Genomic DNA, 16,902 nt, shown 5'->3' with positions numbered 1-16,902 from the left:
GTCTACCGCAGCCGCGTGAGCTGTTCACCAGCGGGTAGGACGGCGGACTGTGAGCTGGATCGCTCCGAGGCGTCCGCGCCCCGGGGACACCGAGGTGGGAGACTGATTCATCATGACGACATCACCTGTGGCCGACCCCGTCGGCGCCTCCTCGTCCGGTCGGCCCAGGGTCGTCATCGTCGGCTCCGGCTTCGGTGGGCTGTTCGCCGCCAAGGCGCTCAGGCGGGCCCCCGTCGACGTCACCGTCATCGGCAAGACGAGCCACCACCTGTTCCAGCCGCTGCTGTACCAGGTGGCCACCGGCATCCTCTCCGAGGGCGAGATCGCACCGGCCACCCGCGAGATCCTGCGGCACCAGCGGAACGCCCGCGTCGTCCTCGGCGAGGTCACCGACATCGACCTGGCCGCCCGCACGGTCACCTCGACCATCCTGGGCCGCACCACGGTGCACCCCTACGACGAGCTGATCGTCGCCGCCGGCGCCGGGCAGTCCTACTTCGGCAACGACCGCTTCGCCGAGTTCGCCCCCGGCATGAAGAGCATCGACGACGCCCTGGAGCTGCGCGGCCGCATCTTCGGCGCCTTCGAGCTCGCCGAGCTCGCCACGGACCCGGCAGAGCGCGACCGGCTGCTCACCTTCGTCGTGGTGGGCGCCGGCCCGACGGGCGTGGAGATGGCCGGCCAGATCGCCGAGCTGGCCCACCGCACCCTGCGCCGCGACTTCCGCCACATCGACCCGACGCAGGCCCGGGTGATCCTGCTGGACGCCGCCCCGCAGGTGCTGCCGCCGTTCGGCGAGAAGCTCGGCGACCGCGCCCGCCGGCACCTCAACGAGATCGGCGTCGAGGTCCAGCTCGGCGCGATGGTCACCGACCTGGACGCCAACGGCCTGGAGGTCAAGGACCGCGACGGGCAGGTCCGCCGCATCCAGGCGGCCACGAAGGTCTGGGCAGCCGGCGTCCAGGCCAGCCCGCTGGGGCGGCTGCTCGCCGAGCAGTCCGGGGCCGAGATCGACCGCGCCGGCCGCATCAACGTGCTGCCCGACCTCACCCTGCCCGGGCACCCCGAGGTGCACGTCGTCGGCGACATGATGGCGCTGGACAAGCTGCCCGGCGTGGCCCAGGTCGCGATCCAGGGTGGGCGGTACGCCGCCGAGGCGATCCAGCGACGGATCGCCGGCAAGCACCCGCAGGGCCCGTTCCACTACCGCGACAAGGGCAACATGGCGACGATCTCCCGCTTCTCCGCCGTCGCCGACATCAAGAACCTCAAGTTCGAGGGCTTCTTCGCCTGGGTGCTGTGGCTGGTCGTGCACCTGATGTACATCGTGGGCTTCAAGAGCCGGCTGACCGCGGTGCTGCACTGGATGGTCAGCTTCCTGGGCCGCGGCCGCGCCGAGCGGGTGGCCACCCAGCAGCAGGTGTACGGGCGGCTGGCGCTGGAAGCGCTGGGGTCCGGCTTCGCGGTCTCCAAGACCGGCGGCCCCAAGGACGCGACCGCCCCGGAGACGGACCTGACCGAGCGCCGGTCCGCCTAACGGCCGGGCTCGCCGAGCCAGAGGGTGAGGGCGGCGGTCACGTCCCCGGGCCGGACGACGTGGCCGCCGTCGAACTCCTCGTAGGTGACGTCGTACCCGCCGGTGCCGAGCTCGCGGGCCAGCCGCCGTCCGCACCGCGCGACGGGCAGCACCCGGTCGTCGGTGCCGTGCGAGATCCAGATCCGCGGCCGGCCGACCCGCCGCGGCGGGACGGCGAACCCCGGCGAGAAGGCGAGCACCGCCTCGGCGAGGTCCCCGTTGGCCAGCCCGAGGCTGAGCGCGTACGAGGCGCCGTCGGAGAAGCCCCCGAACGCCACCCCGGTGACCGCTTGGCGGGCGAAGACCTGCTCGAGGGCGGCGTCGAGCACCGCGACGTCCCGGCCGAGGCCGCCGGCGATGAGGTCCCAGGTGGCGGCGACCGACGACGGCGCGAGCACCAGCGCGTCGCGGGCCGTGGCCGGGTCCCCGGCCAGACCCACGGACTGCGCCGCCGTCCCGCCCGCGCCGTGGAAGAACACCAGCAGCGGCCGCGGCCGGGGTGGCCCGTCGGGGACGACGAGCTGCGCCTGCGCGTGCGGTCCGAGCTCCAGCGTGCGGACCCCCGGCGGGTACGGCACCGCGGCGGGCGCGGTCACCGGCCGGGCGCCGAGCCGCCCCTCTGCGGCGTGCCGGAGCGCCATCAGACCGCGTGCGCCAGCGGCGGCACGTGCTCGTCGGCCCGCTCGAGGTGCAGCGGCTGCAGCGGCGAGGTGTCCTCCAGGTACAGGAAGGCGTCGTAGCGCTCCCCCAGCACGGTCGGCACGTAGTTGCCCCACCGTTCCCGCTCGGGCCGGTAGACCACGCCGATCGCCCGGTGGTCCAGCCGCCGGTCCAGCTCGGCCGGCCGGGAGCCGTCACGCGACCAGACGAGCAGCGCGTCGCGGCCGACCTCCTCGTGCAGCAGCGCCTCCAGGCTGCCGGGCCGGGCCTCGGGCACTGGCGTCCGCTGCATCTGCGCGCCCCACGCGCTGCCGGCGATGACGCCGCCGCGGTACCCGCCGAAGCCCACGAGGACGACGTCGTCGACGCCGTGGCGCTCCCGCAGCAGCTGCCCGACGTTGGTCATCCCGGCGTCGGCCATGTCGGTGGCGCGGGCATCGCCGATGTGCGTGTTGTGCTCCCAGACGACGGCCCTGTCCCCCGTATGGGCGAGCAGCCGGTCGAGGACGTCGACCATGTGGACGTCGCGCACGTTCCACGACTCGGCCGAGCCCTGCACCATCGCGCGGTAGTAGCGCTCGGCGTCGACGACGACGGCGGCGTTCTGCTCGGCGGAGAAGCGCGCCTCGGGGTCGTCGTCGGCCTCGGCCCGCCCGCGCTCCTCGCACAGGTGCCGCAGCAGGTCGACGACGGCCTGCTCGCAGCTGGTCGGGGCGAAGCGGGAGGCGAAGGCGTACTCGGCGCCGTCCTCACCGAAGGGCTCGAAGCAGCGCAGCGCCCGCAGCGCGGTCTCCACCTGCTGGGGCTCGTGCTCCCGCAGCCAGTCCACGAGCTCGTGCATCGAGTCCCAGAGGCTGTAGACGTCCAGGCCGTAGAAGCCGACCCGCTCGTCCGCCGGGCGCCCGGCGTTGACGTCGCGCAGCCAGCGGCAGAAGTCGACGACGTCGTCGTTGGCCCACATCCACGTCGGCCAGCGGGAAAAGGCGTCGAGGGCGTCGCACGGGTCGGCGTCGGCACCCGGCCGCAGCTTGACCGAGCGGTTGACCCGGTAGCAGTCGGGCCAGTCGCCCTCCACCGCGACGAACCCGAAGCCGCGTTCGGTGATCAGCCGGCGGGTCAGCGCGGCCCGCCAGGCGTAGTACTCGGAGGTGCCGTGGCTGGCCTCGCCGATCGCCACGACGCGCGCGTCGCCGACCCGCTCGAGCACCGGGTCGAGGTCGGCGGGGTCGCGCAGCGGCAGCGCCAGGTCCCGGACGCCGGTCATGGCCTACTCCGCGCCCCCGGGCTCGGCCATCTTCGCGTGGCCGGCGGACTTGAGCCGGTCCGGCAGCACCGAGTTGACCACGGCCTGGGCCTTGCTGAGCAGCGAGCCGCCGAGCACCTTGGTCTCGCCCGCCATCATCGCCTCGAACCCCTGCTTGGCGACCTGGGCCGGATCGTCCTTGGGGCCCTGGCCGATCCGGGTGTCCATGAGGTCGCCGCGCTCGAAGAACTCGGTGTCGGTGGGGCCGGGCATCAGCGAGGTGACCGTCACCCCGGTGTCGCGCAGCTCGGTGGCCAGCGCCTCGGCGAACGACTGCACGAAGGACTTGGAGGCGTTGTAGACCGCCTGGTACGGCCCGGGCATGGTCGAGGCGACCGACGAGGTGAACAGCACCCGGCCCTCGCCGCGCGCGGCCATGTCCCGGAGCACCGACTTGGCCAGGACGACGGTCGAGCGGACGTTGAGGTCGACGATCGCCAGCTCGTCCTCGAGCGGGTTGTCCACGAACGGCTCACCCCTGCCCACACCGGCGTTGAGCGCCGCCGCGGCCAGCGGGCGCCCCGTGGCGGTCACCGCGTCGTACACGGCTTGCACGCCCTCGGCGGTCCGCAGGTCGGCCTGCACCGTCTGCACCGCGGTGCCGGTGGTGCGCAGCTGCTCGGCGGCGGTCGTGAGCTCGGCGTCCTCGGCGGTGACCACGAGGTCGAAGCCGTGCTCGGCGAACTGGCGGGCCAGCTCCAGCCCGATGCCGCTCGAGGCGCCGGTGACGAGGGCGAGGGGACGCGGTTCGGTCATGGCCGCCCCCTACCCCGGGAGACCTCGTCTCACCCGGTGCCGCCGGCGCCGTCCCGCACGACCGCGGCGGCGACCGCGCGGCGGTCGCCGGTCGCGGCCCAGGTGTCCCGCTGCCGGGTGGCCGACGTGCCGTGCGCCCACAGCCGGTCCAGCAGCGCGGCGACGGCGTCCTCCTCGCCGTGCGCGCGCAGGTCGTCGGCGAGCTCGGCGACCAGTGCGTCGACGGCGTCCCGCGCGGCGACCGGCTCGCCACGCACCGGGTCGAACAACTCACCGCGCAACCCGTCGCGGGCGGCCCGCCAGCGGGCGGCGCGCAACAGCTCGGGGCCCACCTCGGGGACCGGCTCGGCACGTTCCGCGCGACCGGCGAGCACCCGCACCAGCGAGCGGACCAGCGCGGCGTGCAGGACGGCGGCGTCGAGGTCGGTGCAGACGTCGGCCAGCCGGAACTCCAGCGTCGGCCAGCGCGCGGACGGCCGCACGTCCCAGTACAGGTGCCGGCCGTCCTCGACGACCCCGGAGCGCACCAGCCCGTCGAGGACCTCGCGGAACCGCTGCTCGGTGCCCATCGGCTCCGGCGGCCCGGCGTTGGGCCAGTGCGACCACCACAGCGTGCGCCAGGACTCGTAGCCGGTGTCCGCGCCGTCGTGGAACGGCGAGCTGCCGGTCATCGCGAGCAGCACCGGCAGGTGGGGGCGGGCGCGGTCCATCACCGCCACCGCCGTCCCGAGGTCGGGGACGCCGACGTGGACGTGGCACCCGCAGATGTCCTGCCGGTCGGCCAGCCCGCCCCAGCGCTCGACCATCGCTTCGTACCGGGGTGCGCCGGTGATCCGCTGCTCGCGCCAGGTGCCGAAGGGGTGGGTGGAGGCGGGGAACGGCACCAGCCCGTCCCGGGCGGCGGCCGCCGCGGCCTCGGCGCGGGTGGCGGCCAGCTGGGCGCGCAGCTCGGCGAGCGTGGTGCAGATCCCGGTTGAGGTCTCCAGCTGCGTGGTGACGATCTCGGGGTGGACGTGCTCCCCCGCGTCGCCGGCGAGGGCGGCCCGCACGACCGTCGTGCTCGGGGTGAGCGCGAGGGTGTCGGGGTCGACGAGGTGGAACTCCTCCTCGACACCGACGGTGACCCCCGCGGTGGTCGGGGGCGGTGGGTGGGCCGGAGACCCAGTCGGCCCGGTCACGGCTCGGCGTACCAGGCGAAGCCGAGGCCGGGGACGACGACCTGCCCGTCGCGCACCGGGAGGACGCCGTCGCTGCCGTGCACCTGCTCGAAGCTGCCGAAGCCGGTGACGGTGTCGGCGTCCACGGCCTGGGGCGACGGCGAGAAGTTGGCCAGGCCGACGAAGGCGCCGCTGCGCGGGTGCTTGCGCCGCCAGACCAGGACCGCGTCGCTGCCGGCGTCCACCACCGCCGACTCGACCCCGCCGCGCAGCGCCAGCTGCGCGCGGCGCACCTCGCCCAGCCGGCGGATCTCCCGCCACACCCGGCCCTCGAGGGTCTCCGGGTCGCGGCGCCGGGCGGCGGCGTCCCAGTCCATCGGCGGGCGGTGCATCCAGCGGTTGTCCGGGGCGAGCGCGGGGTCGGCGAGGTAGCCGGGGTCGTTGCGCAGCGCCAGCTCGTCGCCCATGTACAGCAGCGGGATGCCGCCGTGGGCGTAGACGACCGAGTACAGCAGCACCAGGCGGCGGACCCCGGCGTCCAGCGCGGCCTCGTCGCCGTCCTCGAGCGCGGCCTCGATGCCGCACAGGGACGCGGCGGAGCCGGAGACCCGGGCGTCGCCGGTGACCTCGTTCTCCTGGAACAGCGCGCCCCGGGCGAAGGAGCCGGGGAAGCGGCCGGCGTAGAAGTCGTTGAGGAAGCGGCGGTGCGCGAAGCCGTCCACGCCGACCGCCGCGGCGTCCTCGTCGGCGAGCGCCCAGCCGATGTCGTCGTGGCCGCGCACGTAGGTGCACCAGGTGGCGCTGGGCGGCACCGGCCGCATCCGGCGCAGCGACTGCCGCGCGAGCCGGATGTCGCCGGTGGCCAGGCTGCTCCAGAGCAGCACCATGAGCTGGTTGTGGTAGGCGAGCTCGCACTCGGGCCGGTAGCGGTCGTGCCCGCCGAGGTAGCCGACGAGGTCGTCGGGCGAGACGATCGCCTCCGCCTTGAAGACGACGCCGGGGGCGGCCAGCCGGGTCAGCGCGTGCAGCAGCTGCAGCAGGCTGTGCCCCTCGGGCTGGTTCTGGCAGCTGGTGCCCAGCCGCTTCCACATGAACGGCACGGCGTCCATCCGGAAGACGTCGACGCCGCGGTTGGCCAGCCAGGTGATCTCCCCGAGCATCGCCAGGGTGACCTCGGGGTTGGCGTAGTCAAGGTCCCACTGGTACGGCCAGAACGTCGTCCAGACCCAGCCGCCCGCACCGCCGCAGGCCTCCGGCACCCAGCTGAACGAGCCCGGCGCCCGGTCGGGGAAGACCTCGGGGATCGTCGCGTCGTAGGCGTCGGGCAGCGTCCGGTCGGGGAAGGCTGTGTAGAAGCCGGCGTACGCGGGGTCGCCGGCCAGCCAGCCCTGCGCCCAGGCGTGCTCGCGGGCGGTGTGGTTGAGCACCAGGTCGATGCACAGCGCCATGCCGCGGTCGTGCAGGGCCGTGGCGACGTCCTCGAGGTCGGCCATCGTGCCCAGCCGGGGGTCGACCGCGCGGTAGTCCATCACCGCGTAGCCGCCGTCGTTCTCCCCCGGCCGCGGCTGCAGCAGCGGCATGAGGTGCAGGTAGGTGGTGCCGAGCTCGGCGAGGTGGTCGAGGTGCTCCGGCAGCCGGTCGAGGGTGCCGCAGAACCGGTCGACGTAGCAGACGTAGCCCTGCACGCGGGAGCGCTGGAACCACGCCGGGTCGACCTCGCGGCGCCGGTCGATGCGGCGCAGCTGCTCGGGTCGCTCGACCGCGGCTGCCAGGGCGGCGCGCAGCGCACGGGCGAGGAGCTCGTCGGCCGCGTCCCCGTAGAGCGCGGCCAGCGGCTCGTGGACGTCGTGGAGCGCGAGGTCGGCGCGGGCGAGGAACGCGTCGCCCTCGGCCGGGCCCAGGGCCGCGACGGCCTCGGCCGCCACCTCGGGCCGCAGCCGCTGCCACGCCTGCTCCGCCGCAGCTCGGCGGGCGGTCGCCGGGATCGTCACCGCGCCAGTATCGGGCCGCCGTTCGCCCACGGCATGACCGCTCCCACAGGCGTCCGCACGGGGGTTCACTGGCGTTGTAATCGCGTAATCGAGGAGGTGCGCCATGGGCGTGCTGCCGGAGCCGGACACCTCCGGCCATGTGGACGGCGAGGCTGTGGACGACGGGGCGCTGGACGCCTACTCGCGGGTCGTCACCGCCGTCGCCGCCGAGCTCACCCCGCACGTCGCCGCGCTGCAGGTGACCGCGCCCGGGGGTGGCGGCGGGGCCGGCTCGGCGGTCGTCGTCCCGGGGGACGGGCTGATGCTGACCAACGCCCACGTCGTCGGGCGGTCCCGCGCAGGGCGGGCGGTCTTCGCCGACGGCAGCGAGACCGCGGTCGAGGTCGTGGGCGCCGACCCGCTGTCGGACCTCGCCGTCGTCCGGGCGCGGGGCGCCACTCCCCCACCGGCGCAACTCGGGGACGCCGCGACCCTGCGGGTCGGCCAGCTGGTGGTCGCGGTCGGCAACCCGCTCGGGTTGGCCGGCTCGGTGACCGCGGGCGTGGTCAGCGGTCTGGGCCGGTCGCTGCCCACCCGGGACGGGCGCACCGCCCGGGTGGTCGAGGACGTCATCCAGACCGACGCCGCGCTCAACCCGGGCAACTCCGGCGGGGCGCTGGCCGACTCCGCCGGCCGGGTGGTCGGGGTCAACACCGCGGTCGCCGGCTGGGGGCTGGGCCTGGCGGTGCCGGTCAACGACACCACCCGGCGGATCGTCGACGCGCTGGTGCGCGACGGCCGGGTGCGCCGCGCCTACCTCGGCCTGGTGAGCACGCCCGCTCCGCTGCCGGCGGCGCTGGCCGAGCGCACCGGGCGGCGGCGCGGGCTGCGGATCGTCGACGTCGTGCCCGGGTCGCCGGCCGACCGGGCCGGGCTCAAGGCCGGCGACCTGGTGCTCGAGGCCGGACGGCGGCCGGTCGCCGAGGCGCAGAGCCTGCAGCGGCTGCTGTTCGACGAGGCGATCGGCCGGCCGCTGCCGGTGACCGTGCACCGCCGCGGCGCGATGGTCGACGTCATCACCGTGCCCACCGAGCTCACCGGGGGGTGACCCTGCGTACCGGAGGGACGACGGTGTGAGACCCGGTGTCGCCCGCACGGGCGGTGGTGCCTCCCCCCATCGGGTCGGGTCGGTCACGCAGCGCTGCGGTGGTTCGTCCGGGCAGCTGATCCTGGCCCGGACGGACGGGGGATCCATGCACACGCTGCGACCAGGCGGCATCGCGCTGCTCGCACTGCTCTACGCGGTGGGCGCGGTGCTGTGCGCAGTGGGGGCGCTGGTGCCGGTGTCCGACCGGTCGCCGGTCGCGCTGCTGTGGGGCCTGGCCGGGCTGGCCGCCGCCGGGTCGGTCGTGCTCTGGCTGCGCCGCGACCGGCCGGAGCCGTGGCTGCTGCACGCAGCGGTCCTGGTGGCCTCCGCGGCGCTGGGCCTGCTCACCTGGCGCGCGGCGACCGCGGTGGGGATCGTCGGGCTGGGGCCGGCCATGGTGTCGGTCGGCGTCTTCAGCGGGCACTTCTTCCCCCGCTGGGCGGCGCGCGCCCACGTCGGGGTGCTGCTGGTGCTCACCACGGCCGGCGCCGTCGCCGCGGCGCCCACCGGGTACCTGCCCCTGTGGTTGACCGCGGTGGTCACCGTCGTCGTCCTCACCGAGGTGCAGTCGCGCATCTCCGGCGACCTGCACCGGGCCGCGGCCACCGACCCGCTGACCGGGCTGGCCAACCGGCGCGCCTGGCAGGCGGCGGCCGACCGCGGCCTGGCGCACGCGCTGCGCGGCGACGAGCCGTTCACGGTGGTGCTCATCGACCTCGACGACTTCAAGGCGGTCAACGACCAGGCGGGTCACCGCGCCGGTGATGCCCTGCTGCAGGAACTGGCCACCGCGTGGAGCGCGCGGCTGCGGCTGTCGGACCTGCTGGGCCGCTACGGCGGCGACGAGTTCGTGCTCAGCCTGCCCGGCACCGACGCCGCTCGCGCCGCGGACCTCCTGGCCCGGCTGCGCGCCGCCCACCCCGCGGCCTGGTCGGCCGGGACGGCGACCGCCGGGCCCGGTGACACCCTCGCCGAACTGCTGGTCCGCGCCGACGCCGACCTGTACCGCGAGAAGCGCCGCAACCGCGGCGCCTGACGCCGCGCCGTCCTCCGGACGCGGAGCGACGACCACCAGCAGCGGTTGGTCACGGGGTCGTCGTCGGCGACATGCGAGGACACGCCGTCCGGGGTCGCACCGAGCCCATGGTCGACACGACCGGCGTCGCACCGCGGCGGGTCGCGACACCGCCGTCCGCGCGGAGGCTTCCGGCCTGTCCGCTCCCCGGACCCGGTGGCAGCGTCCCCGGGGGACCCGGGAGGCGGCATGGCGGCGATCGTGGTGTGCGGCGGCGGGGTCATCGGTCTGTGTGCGGCCCTCATGCTGGCCGAGGACGGGCACGAGGTGACGGTCCTCGAGCCGGACCCCGCCGCCCCCCGCCGAGGCCGGTGGAGGCGTGGGACGGCTGGCGGCGGGTGGGGGTCGCCCAGTTCCGTCAGCCGCACACCCTCTTCCCGCTTCCGGCAGGTGGTCGACCGGGAGCTGCCCGGGTTGACCGAGCGGCTCGCCGACGGCGGGTGCGTCCGGGTCGACTACATGGAGTCGCTGCCGCCGTCGATCGCGGACCGCGCACCCCGGCCGCTTCCGCTTCGTCACCGGCCGGCGACCGGTCACCGAGGCGGTGGTCGCGGCTGCTGCGGAGGGACACCCGCGGCTGCGGGTCCGCCGCGGCGCCCGGGTCGCGGGTCTGGTGACCGGCCCCTCGGCGCTGCCCGGCGTCCCGCACGTCACCGGGGTGCGCACCGACACCGGCGACCAGCTCGCGGCCGACCTGGTGGTCGACGCGACCGGGCGACGCTCGCCGTGCGCGGACTGGCTGGCCGAGCTGGACGCCCGCCCCGCCCGGCCGGAGAGCCAGACCAGCGGCTTCGTCTACTACACCCGCTACTTCACCGGCCCCGAGCAGCCGCGGCGGCTGGGTCCCCAGCTGGCCCCGGTCGGCAGCATCTCGCTCATCACGCTGGGTGGGGACAACGACACCTGGTCGGTCACGGTGTTCGGGCCCACCCGTGACGCGCCGCTCAAGGCGCTGCGCGAGCCGGCGGTGTTCGACCGGGTGGTCGCCGCGTGTCCGCGGCAGGCGCACTGGCTGGACGGGGAGCCGATCACCGGCGTGCTGGCGATGGCCGGCGTGCTCGACCGCTACCGCCGCCTGGTGGTGGACGGCGTCCCGGTGGTGACCGGCTTCCTCGCCGTGGGCGACGCCTGGGCGTGCACCAACCCCTCGGCCGGGCGCGGCATCTCGGTCGGTGCGGTGCACGCCCAACTGCTGCGCGCCGTGGTGCGGGCGTCGCTCGACGACCCGGTCGAGCTGGCGCGGGCCTTCGACGAGCTCACCGAGCGCGAGGTGGCGCCCTTCTACCGCACCCAGCTGGCCGCCGATCGGGCGCGGATCGCGGAGATGGACGCCCTCCGCGCCGGCCGCGAGCCCCCGCCGCCGGACCCGGCCCGCACCGGCCTGCTGACCGCCGCCGCGTACGACGCCGACGCCTACCGCGCGCTGCTGGAGACGGTCACCTGCTTGGCGACGCCCGACGAGGTGCTCGCACGCCCCGGGATGGCCGAGCGGCTGGCTGCCCACGCCGGCGAGCCGCCACCGGTTCCCCCCGGCCCGGACCGGGGCCAGCTGCTGGAGCTGCTCACCGGCTGAGCGGCGCCGCTCAGGGGCGGCGCCAGTCGTCGGAGGTCAGGTGCGAGCCGGCCATCGGCCCCATCTGCAGCATGCCGCCGTCCACGGCGTAGGAGGTCCCGGTCACGTAGGAGGCCTCCGGCGAGGCCAGGAAGGCGATGACGGCGGCCACTTCGCGGGCGTCGCCGGGACGGCCGAGCGGGACGCCGGGCCGCTCGTGCCCGGGGGCGGTCGGGTCCTCGTCCTCCTGGCCGGTCATCGGGGTGGCGATCTCACCGGGCGCGACCGCGTTGACCGTGATGCCGTGCTCGGCCAGCTCGATCGCGGCGACCCGGGTGAGCAGGCCGAGCCCGCCCTTGGCCGCGCAGTAGGCGGCCGCGCCGACCCGCGGCTGGTGCTCGTGGACGCTGGTGACGTTGACGATCCGCCCGCCGCGGCCGGCGGCGACCATCCGGCGCGCGGCCCGCTGCAGGCAGAGGAACGCGGCGTCCAGGTCGGTGGCCAGCACCTCCCGCCAGGTGGCGAAGTCGGTGTCGAGGACCGTCGACATGTGCCCGGTGCCGGCGTCGTTGACCAGGACGTCGACCCCGCCGAGGGCCTCGGCCAGCTCGTCGACGACGTCGGCGGCCTGCGGCAGCCGGGTGAGGTCGACGTGCCGGACCTCGGCGCGGCGGCCCAGCGCCCGCACCTCCTCGGCCGTGGCCTCGGCGGCCTCGCGCTCGCGGTACCAGGTGATCCCGAGGTCGCAGCCGGCCTCGGCGAGGGCCACGGCGGTGGCCCGGCCGATGCCCGACTCGGAGCCGGTGACGATGGCGATGCGGGGTGCGGGTCCGGTCATGGCCCGACGCTAGATGAAGGACTCCCCTGCCCCCCGCCACTCGCAGGCTCGCGGCGGGACCCTGCAGGGGAGCCGTTCCAGCACGTCGCCAGGCTCGGGGCGGTGCCCTGGACGGGGCCGGCCCTGCAGGGGGCCGCCCGAAGGGCTTCGGACGGCGGCAGCGAGGCCGTCGTTCAGGCGGCGGCGAGGCGCTCGTCGAGCAGGGCGTCGACGTCGGCCTCGGCCTCGGCGACGCGCCGCGCGTTCTCGGCCGACGGGCTGCGGGCCGCGGCGCTGCGGGCGACACCGAGCGCGATGTGGGCGATGGCGATCTCCAGGTCGAGCGTCTCGACGCTGGCATCGGTGCGGGTCATGGCGACCTCCCCTCGGTGGGACGGTGCCCATGCTCGTCCAGGGGTACGACGGAACCGGCCCTGCCGAGCCGACGTCCCCACTCGTGCAGCAGGTCCAGCAGCTCCGGCGGTGCGACGACGGTGACCTCGGCACCCAGGGTGCCGATGGCGAACGCCGGCCAGTCCAGCCCGTCGGCCGCCATGTGCACCCGGCTGCGGCCCGGGCCGTCGTCCTCCACGCGCGCCCACCGCCCGATCCGCGCCCGCACCCGGTCGGCGGGCGCGTCGACGAGGAACTCGACCGGCGTCGCGGAGGTCACCGCGACCGTGCCGGCCCGGACGAAGGCGACGGCGTCCTCGGCCGGCAGCCGCCGCGGCGCGAACCGGGCCCCGGTCGGCCGCGGCCGGGCCAGCCGGTCCAGGCGGAAGATGCGCCAGTCGCCGCGATCGAGGTCGTAGCCGACCAGGTACCAGCGCCGGCCGAGGGTGACCAGCCGGTGCGGCTCGACGCGACGGTCCGACGGGGTGGCGTCGGCGGCGGTGTAGGCGAAGTCCAGCCGCTCGCAGTCGCGGCAGGCCTGGGCGACGACGGTGAGCGCCTCCGGGTCGACGAGCTGCTGCGGGCCGGCCCAGGGCGCGGGATCGGTCACCGCGCGCAGCGCCTCCACCCGGCGCCGCAGCCGGGTGGGCATCACCTGCACGACCTTGGCCAGCGCCCGCACCGACGACTCCGCCGTCCCCGCGACGGCGCTCTGGGCGGCGGTCTGCAGGCCGACGGCCAGCGCCACCGCCTCCTCGTCGTCGAGCACCAGCGGTGGCAGGGCGGCGCCCGGGGCGAGCTGGTAGCCGCCGTCGACGCCGCGCTGGGCCTCCACCGGGTAACCGAGCTCGCGCAGCCGGTCGACGTCCCGGCGCAGCGTGCGGACCGAGACGCCGAGCCGGTCGGCGAGGTCGGGGCCGGCCCAGTAGCGGCGCTGCTGCAGCAGGGAGAGCAGCCGCAGGGTCCGTGCGGACGGATCGGTCATGTGGAGATCCTGCCGTGCATTGCGGTCAGGATCCGGCCGCTGTCCTCCCTAGCCTGGTCCTCGTCAGCGAGAGGACACCGAGAGGCGGATCCGATGGACACGACGACGACCCTCACCGGCGAGCGGGCGGACCTGCTGGAGGCGCTGGCCGCGCACCGGCACTTCCTCCGGTTCACCGTCCGGGGCCTCACCGACGAGCAGGCCCGGCTGCGTCCGACGGCCAGCGAGCTCACCCTCGGCGGCCTGGTCAAGCACGTCGCCTCCCAGGAGGCCGGCTGGGTGGACTTCATCGTCAACGGCCCCGCGGCCATGGCCTCGGCCACCGACCCGGAGCAGATGGCGAAGTGGGCCGAGGAGTTCCGGCTGGGGCCCGACGAGACGCTCGAGGGCACGCTGGCCCACTACGAGGAGATCGCCCGGCGCACCGACGAGCTGGTGCGCACGCTGCCCGACCTGGATGCCTCGCACCCGCTGCCGGAGGCGCCGTGGTTCGAGCCGGGCGCGACCCGCTCGGCCCGCCGCGTGTTCGTGCACATCATCGCCGAGACCGCCCAGCACGCCGGCCACGCCGACATCCTGCGCGAGTCCCTGGACGGCCAGAAGACGATGGGCTGAGCCGCCGGAGCCACAGCCGCGGGGTCGCCCGGGGTGACCGGCCGTGCCGGACGCCCCGGAGGACGCCCGGCACGGGTCCTCGTCGACCAGCAGCCGTCATCGCGGGTAGATATATGACTGAGTCAGTCATAAGATGGCTGCATGGAGCGGCTGACGAACCTGGTGGGTGCCTTCGCGCTGGCGGTCGCCGATCGGGTGGCAGCCGCCACCGAGGCGGCATGCGGTGCGGGTGGCGCGGCGGCCGCGGTGCTCGTGCACCTGAGCCGCCATCCGGAGACCTCCGTGTCCGACCTGGCCGCAGTCGTGGGGGTGGGCGGCTCGGGCGGCGTGCGCCTGGTCGACCGCCTCGCGGCCCAGGGTCTGGTCACCCGCGTGCCGAGCCCCACCGACCGGCGCACCGTCCTGCTGCGCCTGACCGGGACGGGCACGGAGACGGCTCGGCGGGTGCTGCACGCCCGGGAGGAAGCCGTGCGCCAGACGGTGGAGGCCCTCGGCGAGGACCAGCGCTCGGCGCTCGAGCACCTGCTCCCGGACCTCGTGACCGCTCTGCCGAGCAGCCGGACGGAGGTCCTGCGCACCTGCCGGCTGTGTGACGTGACCGCCTGCCGACAGGCGCCGGGCTGCCCGCTGGACTGCTGGCCGCCCGACGACGGCGTGCCGGCGTGAACGGCGGCCCGGCCGTCAGCGCGCCGGACGCCGAGCGTGTCCCACCGTGGGCGCTGATCGGGTCCGGACTGGCGGTGGTGGCGGTCGCCTTCGGTCTCGCGCGCTACGGCTACGGGCTCCTGCTGCCGCAGATGCGGACCTCCCTGGAGCTGTCGTTGGGCCAGCTGGGCGTCATCGGCGGGGCCGGGTACGGCAGCTACCTGGTCGCCTCCCTGGCCTGCCCCGCTCTGCTGTCCCGGTGGGGGCCACGCACGACCGTGATGGCGGGTGGGGCGGCCGCCGTCGCGGGGATGGCGGTGTGCGCCGCGGCCACCGGGCCGCTGACCCTGGGAGTCGGTGTCGTCGTCGCCGGCGCGAGCCCGGCTCTGGTGTGGCCTCCCTACGTGGCCGCGGTCGAGGAGCACCTGCCCGTGGACCGGCGGGCACGCGGTCACGGGGTCATCAACTCGGGCACCGCCTACGGCGTCGCCGTGGCCGGGCCGGTGAGCCTGCTGGCCACGGGGTCCTGGCGGGTGGCGTGGTCGGCCTTCGCCGCCGTGGCCCTCCTGGCCACGATCTGGGCGGTGCGCACCCTGCCCCGCGGGATCCACCACACCAACGGCGGCACCGGGGCCGAAGGCCTGGTGGCGGTGGCGCGGGAGCAGGGTGGGCGGCTGCTGCTCGCTGCGTTCCTCGCCGGTCTCGTCGCCGGCAGCTACGCGACCTTCGGTGTCGAGGTCGCCACCGCCGAGGCGCCGCTGGGCGAGGTCAGCGGCGGGGTCTTCCAGACCCTGGTCGGGATCAGCGGCGTCGCGGGGGGGCTCGTCGGGGCGCTGCTGGCCAGGACCTCGCTCCCCCGCCTGCTGGCGGCCACGGCGTCGACGCTCGCCGCGTCGTGCCTGCTCCTGGCCGCGGCGCCCGGCCTCGTCCTGCTCTCGGCGGTCCTCTACGGCGCGGGCTTCATCGCGGTCATCGGGCTGCTCCTGATCTGGAGCAACGCCCTCGTACCGCGAGCCCCCGCCACCGGGATCGTCACCGCCATGCTGGCCATGTCCCTCGGACTGGTCCTCGGCCCGCCCCTGGCCGGCGTCGTCGCCGGGGAGGCCGGCCTCGCCACGGTCTTCGTCGCGTGCGCACCACTCGCCGCGACCATCGGGCTGCTGCACCCCGCGGGACGCCGTTCCTCGGCCCCCCGACCAGCGTGACCACCAGCGGGTGGCCAGCGCGCCCGGCGTGTCGAGCAGCCACTCGCCGATGACCACCGGCGGGAAACCCGGGGCTCAGCCCTCCTCGAGCGCCCGCAGCGCGGTCACCGCGCGGTCGCGGGCGGCGGTCGCCTCGGTGGCGCGCCGCTCGGCGGTGCGCCGGTGCCGCTCGGCCCGCTTGAGCTCCTCGGCGGTCTGCGCGGCCTCCTCCTCGGTGCGCGCCAGCTCGTCGGTCAGCTCCTCCACCCGCGCCTGCAGGTCGGCCCGGCGGGCGTCGAGGTCGTCGACCCGGTGCCGTTCCTCCTCGGCCGCGGCGACGGCCTCCGCGGCCAGCGCGGTGGCCTCCTCGGCCGCGCGGCGCGCCTCCTCGAGCTCGCGCCGCCGGCGCTCCTCGGCTTCCCGCCGCGCCTCCTCCTCGCGCCGGCGGGCCTCCTCCGCGGCCCGCCGGGCGTCCTCGTCGCGGCGCCGGCGGGCGGCGGTGCCGGGGCGCGACCGGCCGCCGGTCCCCTCTCGCTCGGGCCGCGTCGGCACCAGCCGCAGCACCGGCCGGCTGCCCGTCGTCCCCAGGCCGCTGTGGGACATGGCACCGGTGAGCCGGCCCGACAGCAGCGCCTCGCCGGCCTCCGGGTCGGCCATCGCCGCGCGCAGCGTGTCCGCGACCTGGGTCTCCACGGTGCTGCCGACGCGCATGCCGTTCTCCCGGGCGAGTGCGGCCGCCTGACGGGTGAGCGCGGTCAGCAGCCGGGAGCGCTGGCGGTCCAGCACCCGCAGCTGGTCGCCGGCCAGGTCCTCCTGGGCCTGCCGCAGCAGGTCGCCGAGCTCGACCAGCCCCTCGATCTCCGCACGCTGCTCGCGCACCAGCAGGTTGCACACCCAGGCGGCCGCGGTCGGCTTGGGCAGCGCACCGATCTCCCGCGCGAGGGTCCGGTTCCCTGCCGCGCGGGCGTCCTCCTGGCGCTGCTTGCGCACCCCGACGAACTCGTCGGGCGGCACCGCGTACAGCTCGTCGGCCACCGCGTCGAGATCCACGCGGCCGACCCTGCCAC

General features: G+C 75.9%; 16 protein-coding genes and 1 pseudogene. 8 read left to right on the top strand and 9 right to left on the bottom strand.

Features of this window, described 5'->3' with window-relative positions:
• Positions 1 to 112 precede the first annotated feature (112 nt).
• Complete coding sequence (locus ACWIX7_RS19740) at positions 113 to 1,537, top strand: NAD(P)/FAD-dependent oxidoreductase (protein ID WP_448618108.1); 1,425 nt, start codon at positions 113 to 115, stop codon at positions 1,535 to 1,537.
• On the opposite strand, the gene ACWIX7_RS19735 is transcribed toward ACWIX7_RS19740, so the two are convergent.
• Genes ACWIX7_RS19735 through ACWIX7_RS19715 form a run of 5 tightly spaced genes read right to left on the bottom strand, consistent with a single transcriptional unit; the run spans position 1,534 to position 7,443 of the window.
• On the bottom strand, positions 1,534 to 2,217 hold the full coding sequence (locus ACWIX7_RS19735; protein WP_448618107.1) for an alpha/beta hydrolase: 684 nt from the start codon (positions 2,215 to 2,217) through the stop codon (positions 1,534 to 1,536). The genes ACWIX7_RS19740 and ACWIX7_RS19735 overlap by 4 nt on opposite strands.
• The gene (locus tag ACWIX7_RS19730) at positions 2,217 to 3,500 is read right to left on the bottom strand and encodes an erythromycin esterase family protein (protein WP_448618106.1); all 1,284 of its coding nucleotides are present in this window, start codon (positions 3,498 to 3,500) and stop codon (positions 2,217 to 2,219) included. Before ACWIX7_RS19730 ends, ACWIX7_RS19735 begins: the two co-directional genes overlap by 1 nt.
• Before the next feature lie 3 nt (positions 3,501 to 3,503).
• A complete protein-coding gene (locus ACWIX7_RS19725; protein ID WP_448618105.1) occupies positions 3,504 to 4,295 on the bottom strand; it encodes an SDR family NAD(P)-dependent oxidoreductase in 792 nt (263 codons plus the stop codon).
• A gap of 29 nt (positions 4,296 to 4,324) precedes the next feature.
• Positions 4,325 to 5,473: a carboxylate-amine ligase gene (locus tag ACWIX7_RS19720; RefSeq protein WP_448618104.1), complete on the bottom strand. Its 1,149-nt coding sequence runs from the start codon at positions 5,471 to 5,473 to the stop codon at positions 4,325 to 4,327.
• Positions 5,470 to 7,443 carry an alpha-amylase family protein gene (locus tag ACWIX7_RS19715; protein ID WP_448618103.1) on the bottom strand — a complete coding sequence of 658 codons (1,974 nt, stop codon included), beginning with the start codon at positions 7,441 to 7,443 and terminating at the stop codon, positions 5,470 to 5,472. The genes ACWIX7_RS19720 and ACWIX7_RS19715 overlap by 4 nt, the downstream gene beginning before the upstream one ends.
• A gap of 103 nt (positions 7,444 to 7,546) precedes the next feature.
• Between ACWIX7_RS19715 and ACWIX7_RS19710 the strand changes: the two genes are divergently transcribed.
• From ACWIX7_RS19710 to ACWIX7_RS19695, 4 genes and pseudogenes are all read left to right on the top strand, one after another.
• Positions 7,547 to 8,530 carry a S1C family serine protease gene (locus tag ACWIX7_RS19710; protein ID WP_448618102.1) on the top strand — a complete coding sequence of 328 codons (984 nt, stop codon included), beginning with the start codon at positions 7,547 to 7,549 and terminating at the stop codon, positions 8,528 to 8,530.
• 145 nt (positions 8,531 to 8,675) lie between these two features.
• Positions 8,676 to 9,605: a diguanylate cyclase gene (locus ACWIX7_RS19705; RefSeq protein WP_448618101.1), complete on the top strand. Its 930-nt coding sequence runs from the start codon at positions 8,676 to 8,678 to the stop codon at positions 9,603 to 9,605.
• Between the two features lie 228 nt (positions 9,606 to 9,833).
• Positions 9,834 to 9,899: pseudogene (locus ACWIX7_RS19700) on the top strand (hypothetical protein); the annotation flags it as partial.
• 289 nt (positions 9,900 to 10,188) lie between these two features.
• Entirely contained in the window at positions 10,189 to 11,217 is a 1,029-nt protein-coding gene (locus ACWIX7_RS19695; RefSeq protein WP_448618100.1) for an NAD(P)/FAD-dependent oxidoreductase, read from the top strand.
• A gap of 10 nt (positions 11,218 to 11,227) precedes the next feature.
• Here ACWIX7_RS19695 and ACWIX7_RS19690 read toward each other — a convergent pair whose 3' ends face one another.
• The 3 genes from ACWIX7_RS19690 to ACWIX7_RS19680 all read right to left on the bottom strand — a co-directional run bounded on the left by ACWIX7_RS19690 (position 11,228) and on the right by ACWIX7_RS19680 (position 13,391).
• On the bottom strand, positions 11,228 to 12,034 hold the full coding sequence (locus ACWIX7_RS19690) for an SDR family oxidoreductase (protein ID WP_448618099.1): 807 nt from the start codon (positions 12,032 to 12,034) through the stop codon (positions 11,228 to 11,230).
• Positions 12,035 to 12,207: 173 nt separating this feature from the next.
• Entirely contained in the window at positions 12,208 to 12,387 is a 180-nt protein-coding gene (locus ACWIX7_RS19685; RefSeq protein WP_448618098.1) for a hypothetical protein, read from the bottom strand.
• Positions 12,384 to 13,391 (bottom strand): helix-turn-helix transcriptional regulator, encoded by a 1,008-nt coding sequence (locus ACWIX7_RS19680; RefSeq protein ID WP_448618097.1) that lies wholly within the window; start codon positions 13,389 to 13,391, stop codon positions 12,384 to 12,386. Before ACWIX7_RS19680 ends, ACWIX7_RS19685 begins: the two co-directional genes overlap by 4 nt.
• Before the next feature lie 93 nt (positions 13,392 to 13,484).
• On the opposite strand from ACWIX7_RS19680, the gene ACWIX7_RS19675 reads away from it, so the two are divergent.
• The 3 genes from ACWIX7_RS19675 to ACWIX7_RS19665 all read left to right on the top strand — a co-directional run bounded on the left by ACWIX7_RS19675 (position 13,485) and on the right by ACWIX7_RS19665 (position 15,856).
• Positions 13,485 to 14,006, top strand: a complete 522-nt coding sequence (locus tag ACWIX7_RS19675; RefSeq protein ID WP_448618096.1) for a DinB family protein — start codon at positions 13,485 to 13,487, stop codon at positions 14,004 to 14,006.
• A 141-nt stretch (positions 14,007 to 14,147) separates the two neighbouring features.
• The gene (locus ACWIX7_RS19670; RefSeq protein WP_448618095.1) at positions 14,148 to 14,672 is read left to right on the top strand and encodes a MarR family winged helix-turn-helix transcriptional regulator; all 525 of its coding nucleotides are present in this window, start codon (positions 14,148 to 14,150) and stop codon (positions 14,670 to 14,672) included.
• Positions 14,669 to 15,856, top strand: a complete 1,188-nt coding sequence (locus tag ACWIX7_RS19665; RefSeq protein ID WP_448618094.1) for an MFS transporter — start codon at positions 14,669 to 14,671, stop codon at positions 15,854 to 15,856. Before ACWIX7_RS19670 ends, ACWIX7_RS19665 begins: the two co-directional genes overlap by 4 nt.
• Before the next feature lie 75 nt (positions 15,857 to 15,931).
• Here ACWIX7_RS19665 and ACWIX7_RS19660 read toward each other — a convergent pair whose 3' ends face one another.
• Positions 15,932 to 16,885, bottom strand: a complete 954-nt coding sequence (locus ACWIX7_RS19660) for a hypothetical protein (protein WP_448618093.1) — start codon at positions 16,883 to 16,885, stop codon at positions 15,932 to 15,934.
• Between the last annotated feature and the right edge of the window lie 17 nt (positions 16,886 to 16,902).

This window comes from Geodermatophilus sp. URMC 65 (assembly GCF_053502545.1).
The sequence above is the reverse complement of the archived record's forward strand: the minus strand, read 5'-3'. Positions and strand labels throughout refer to the sequence as shown.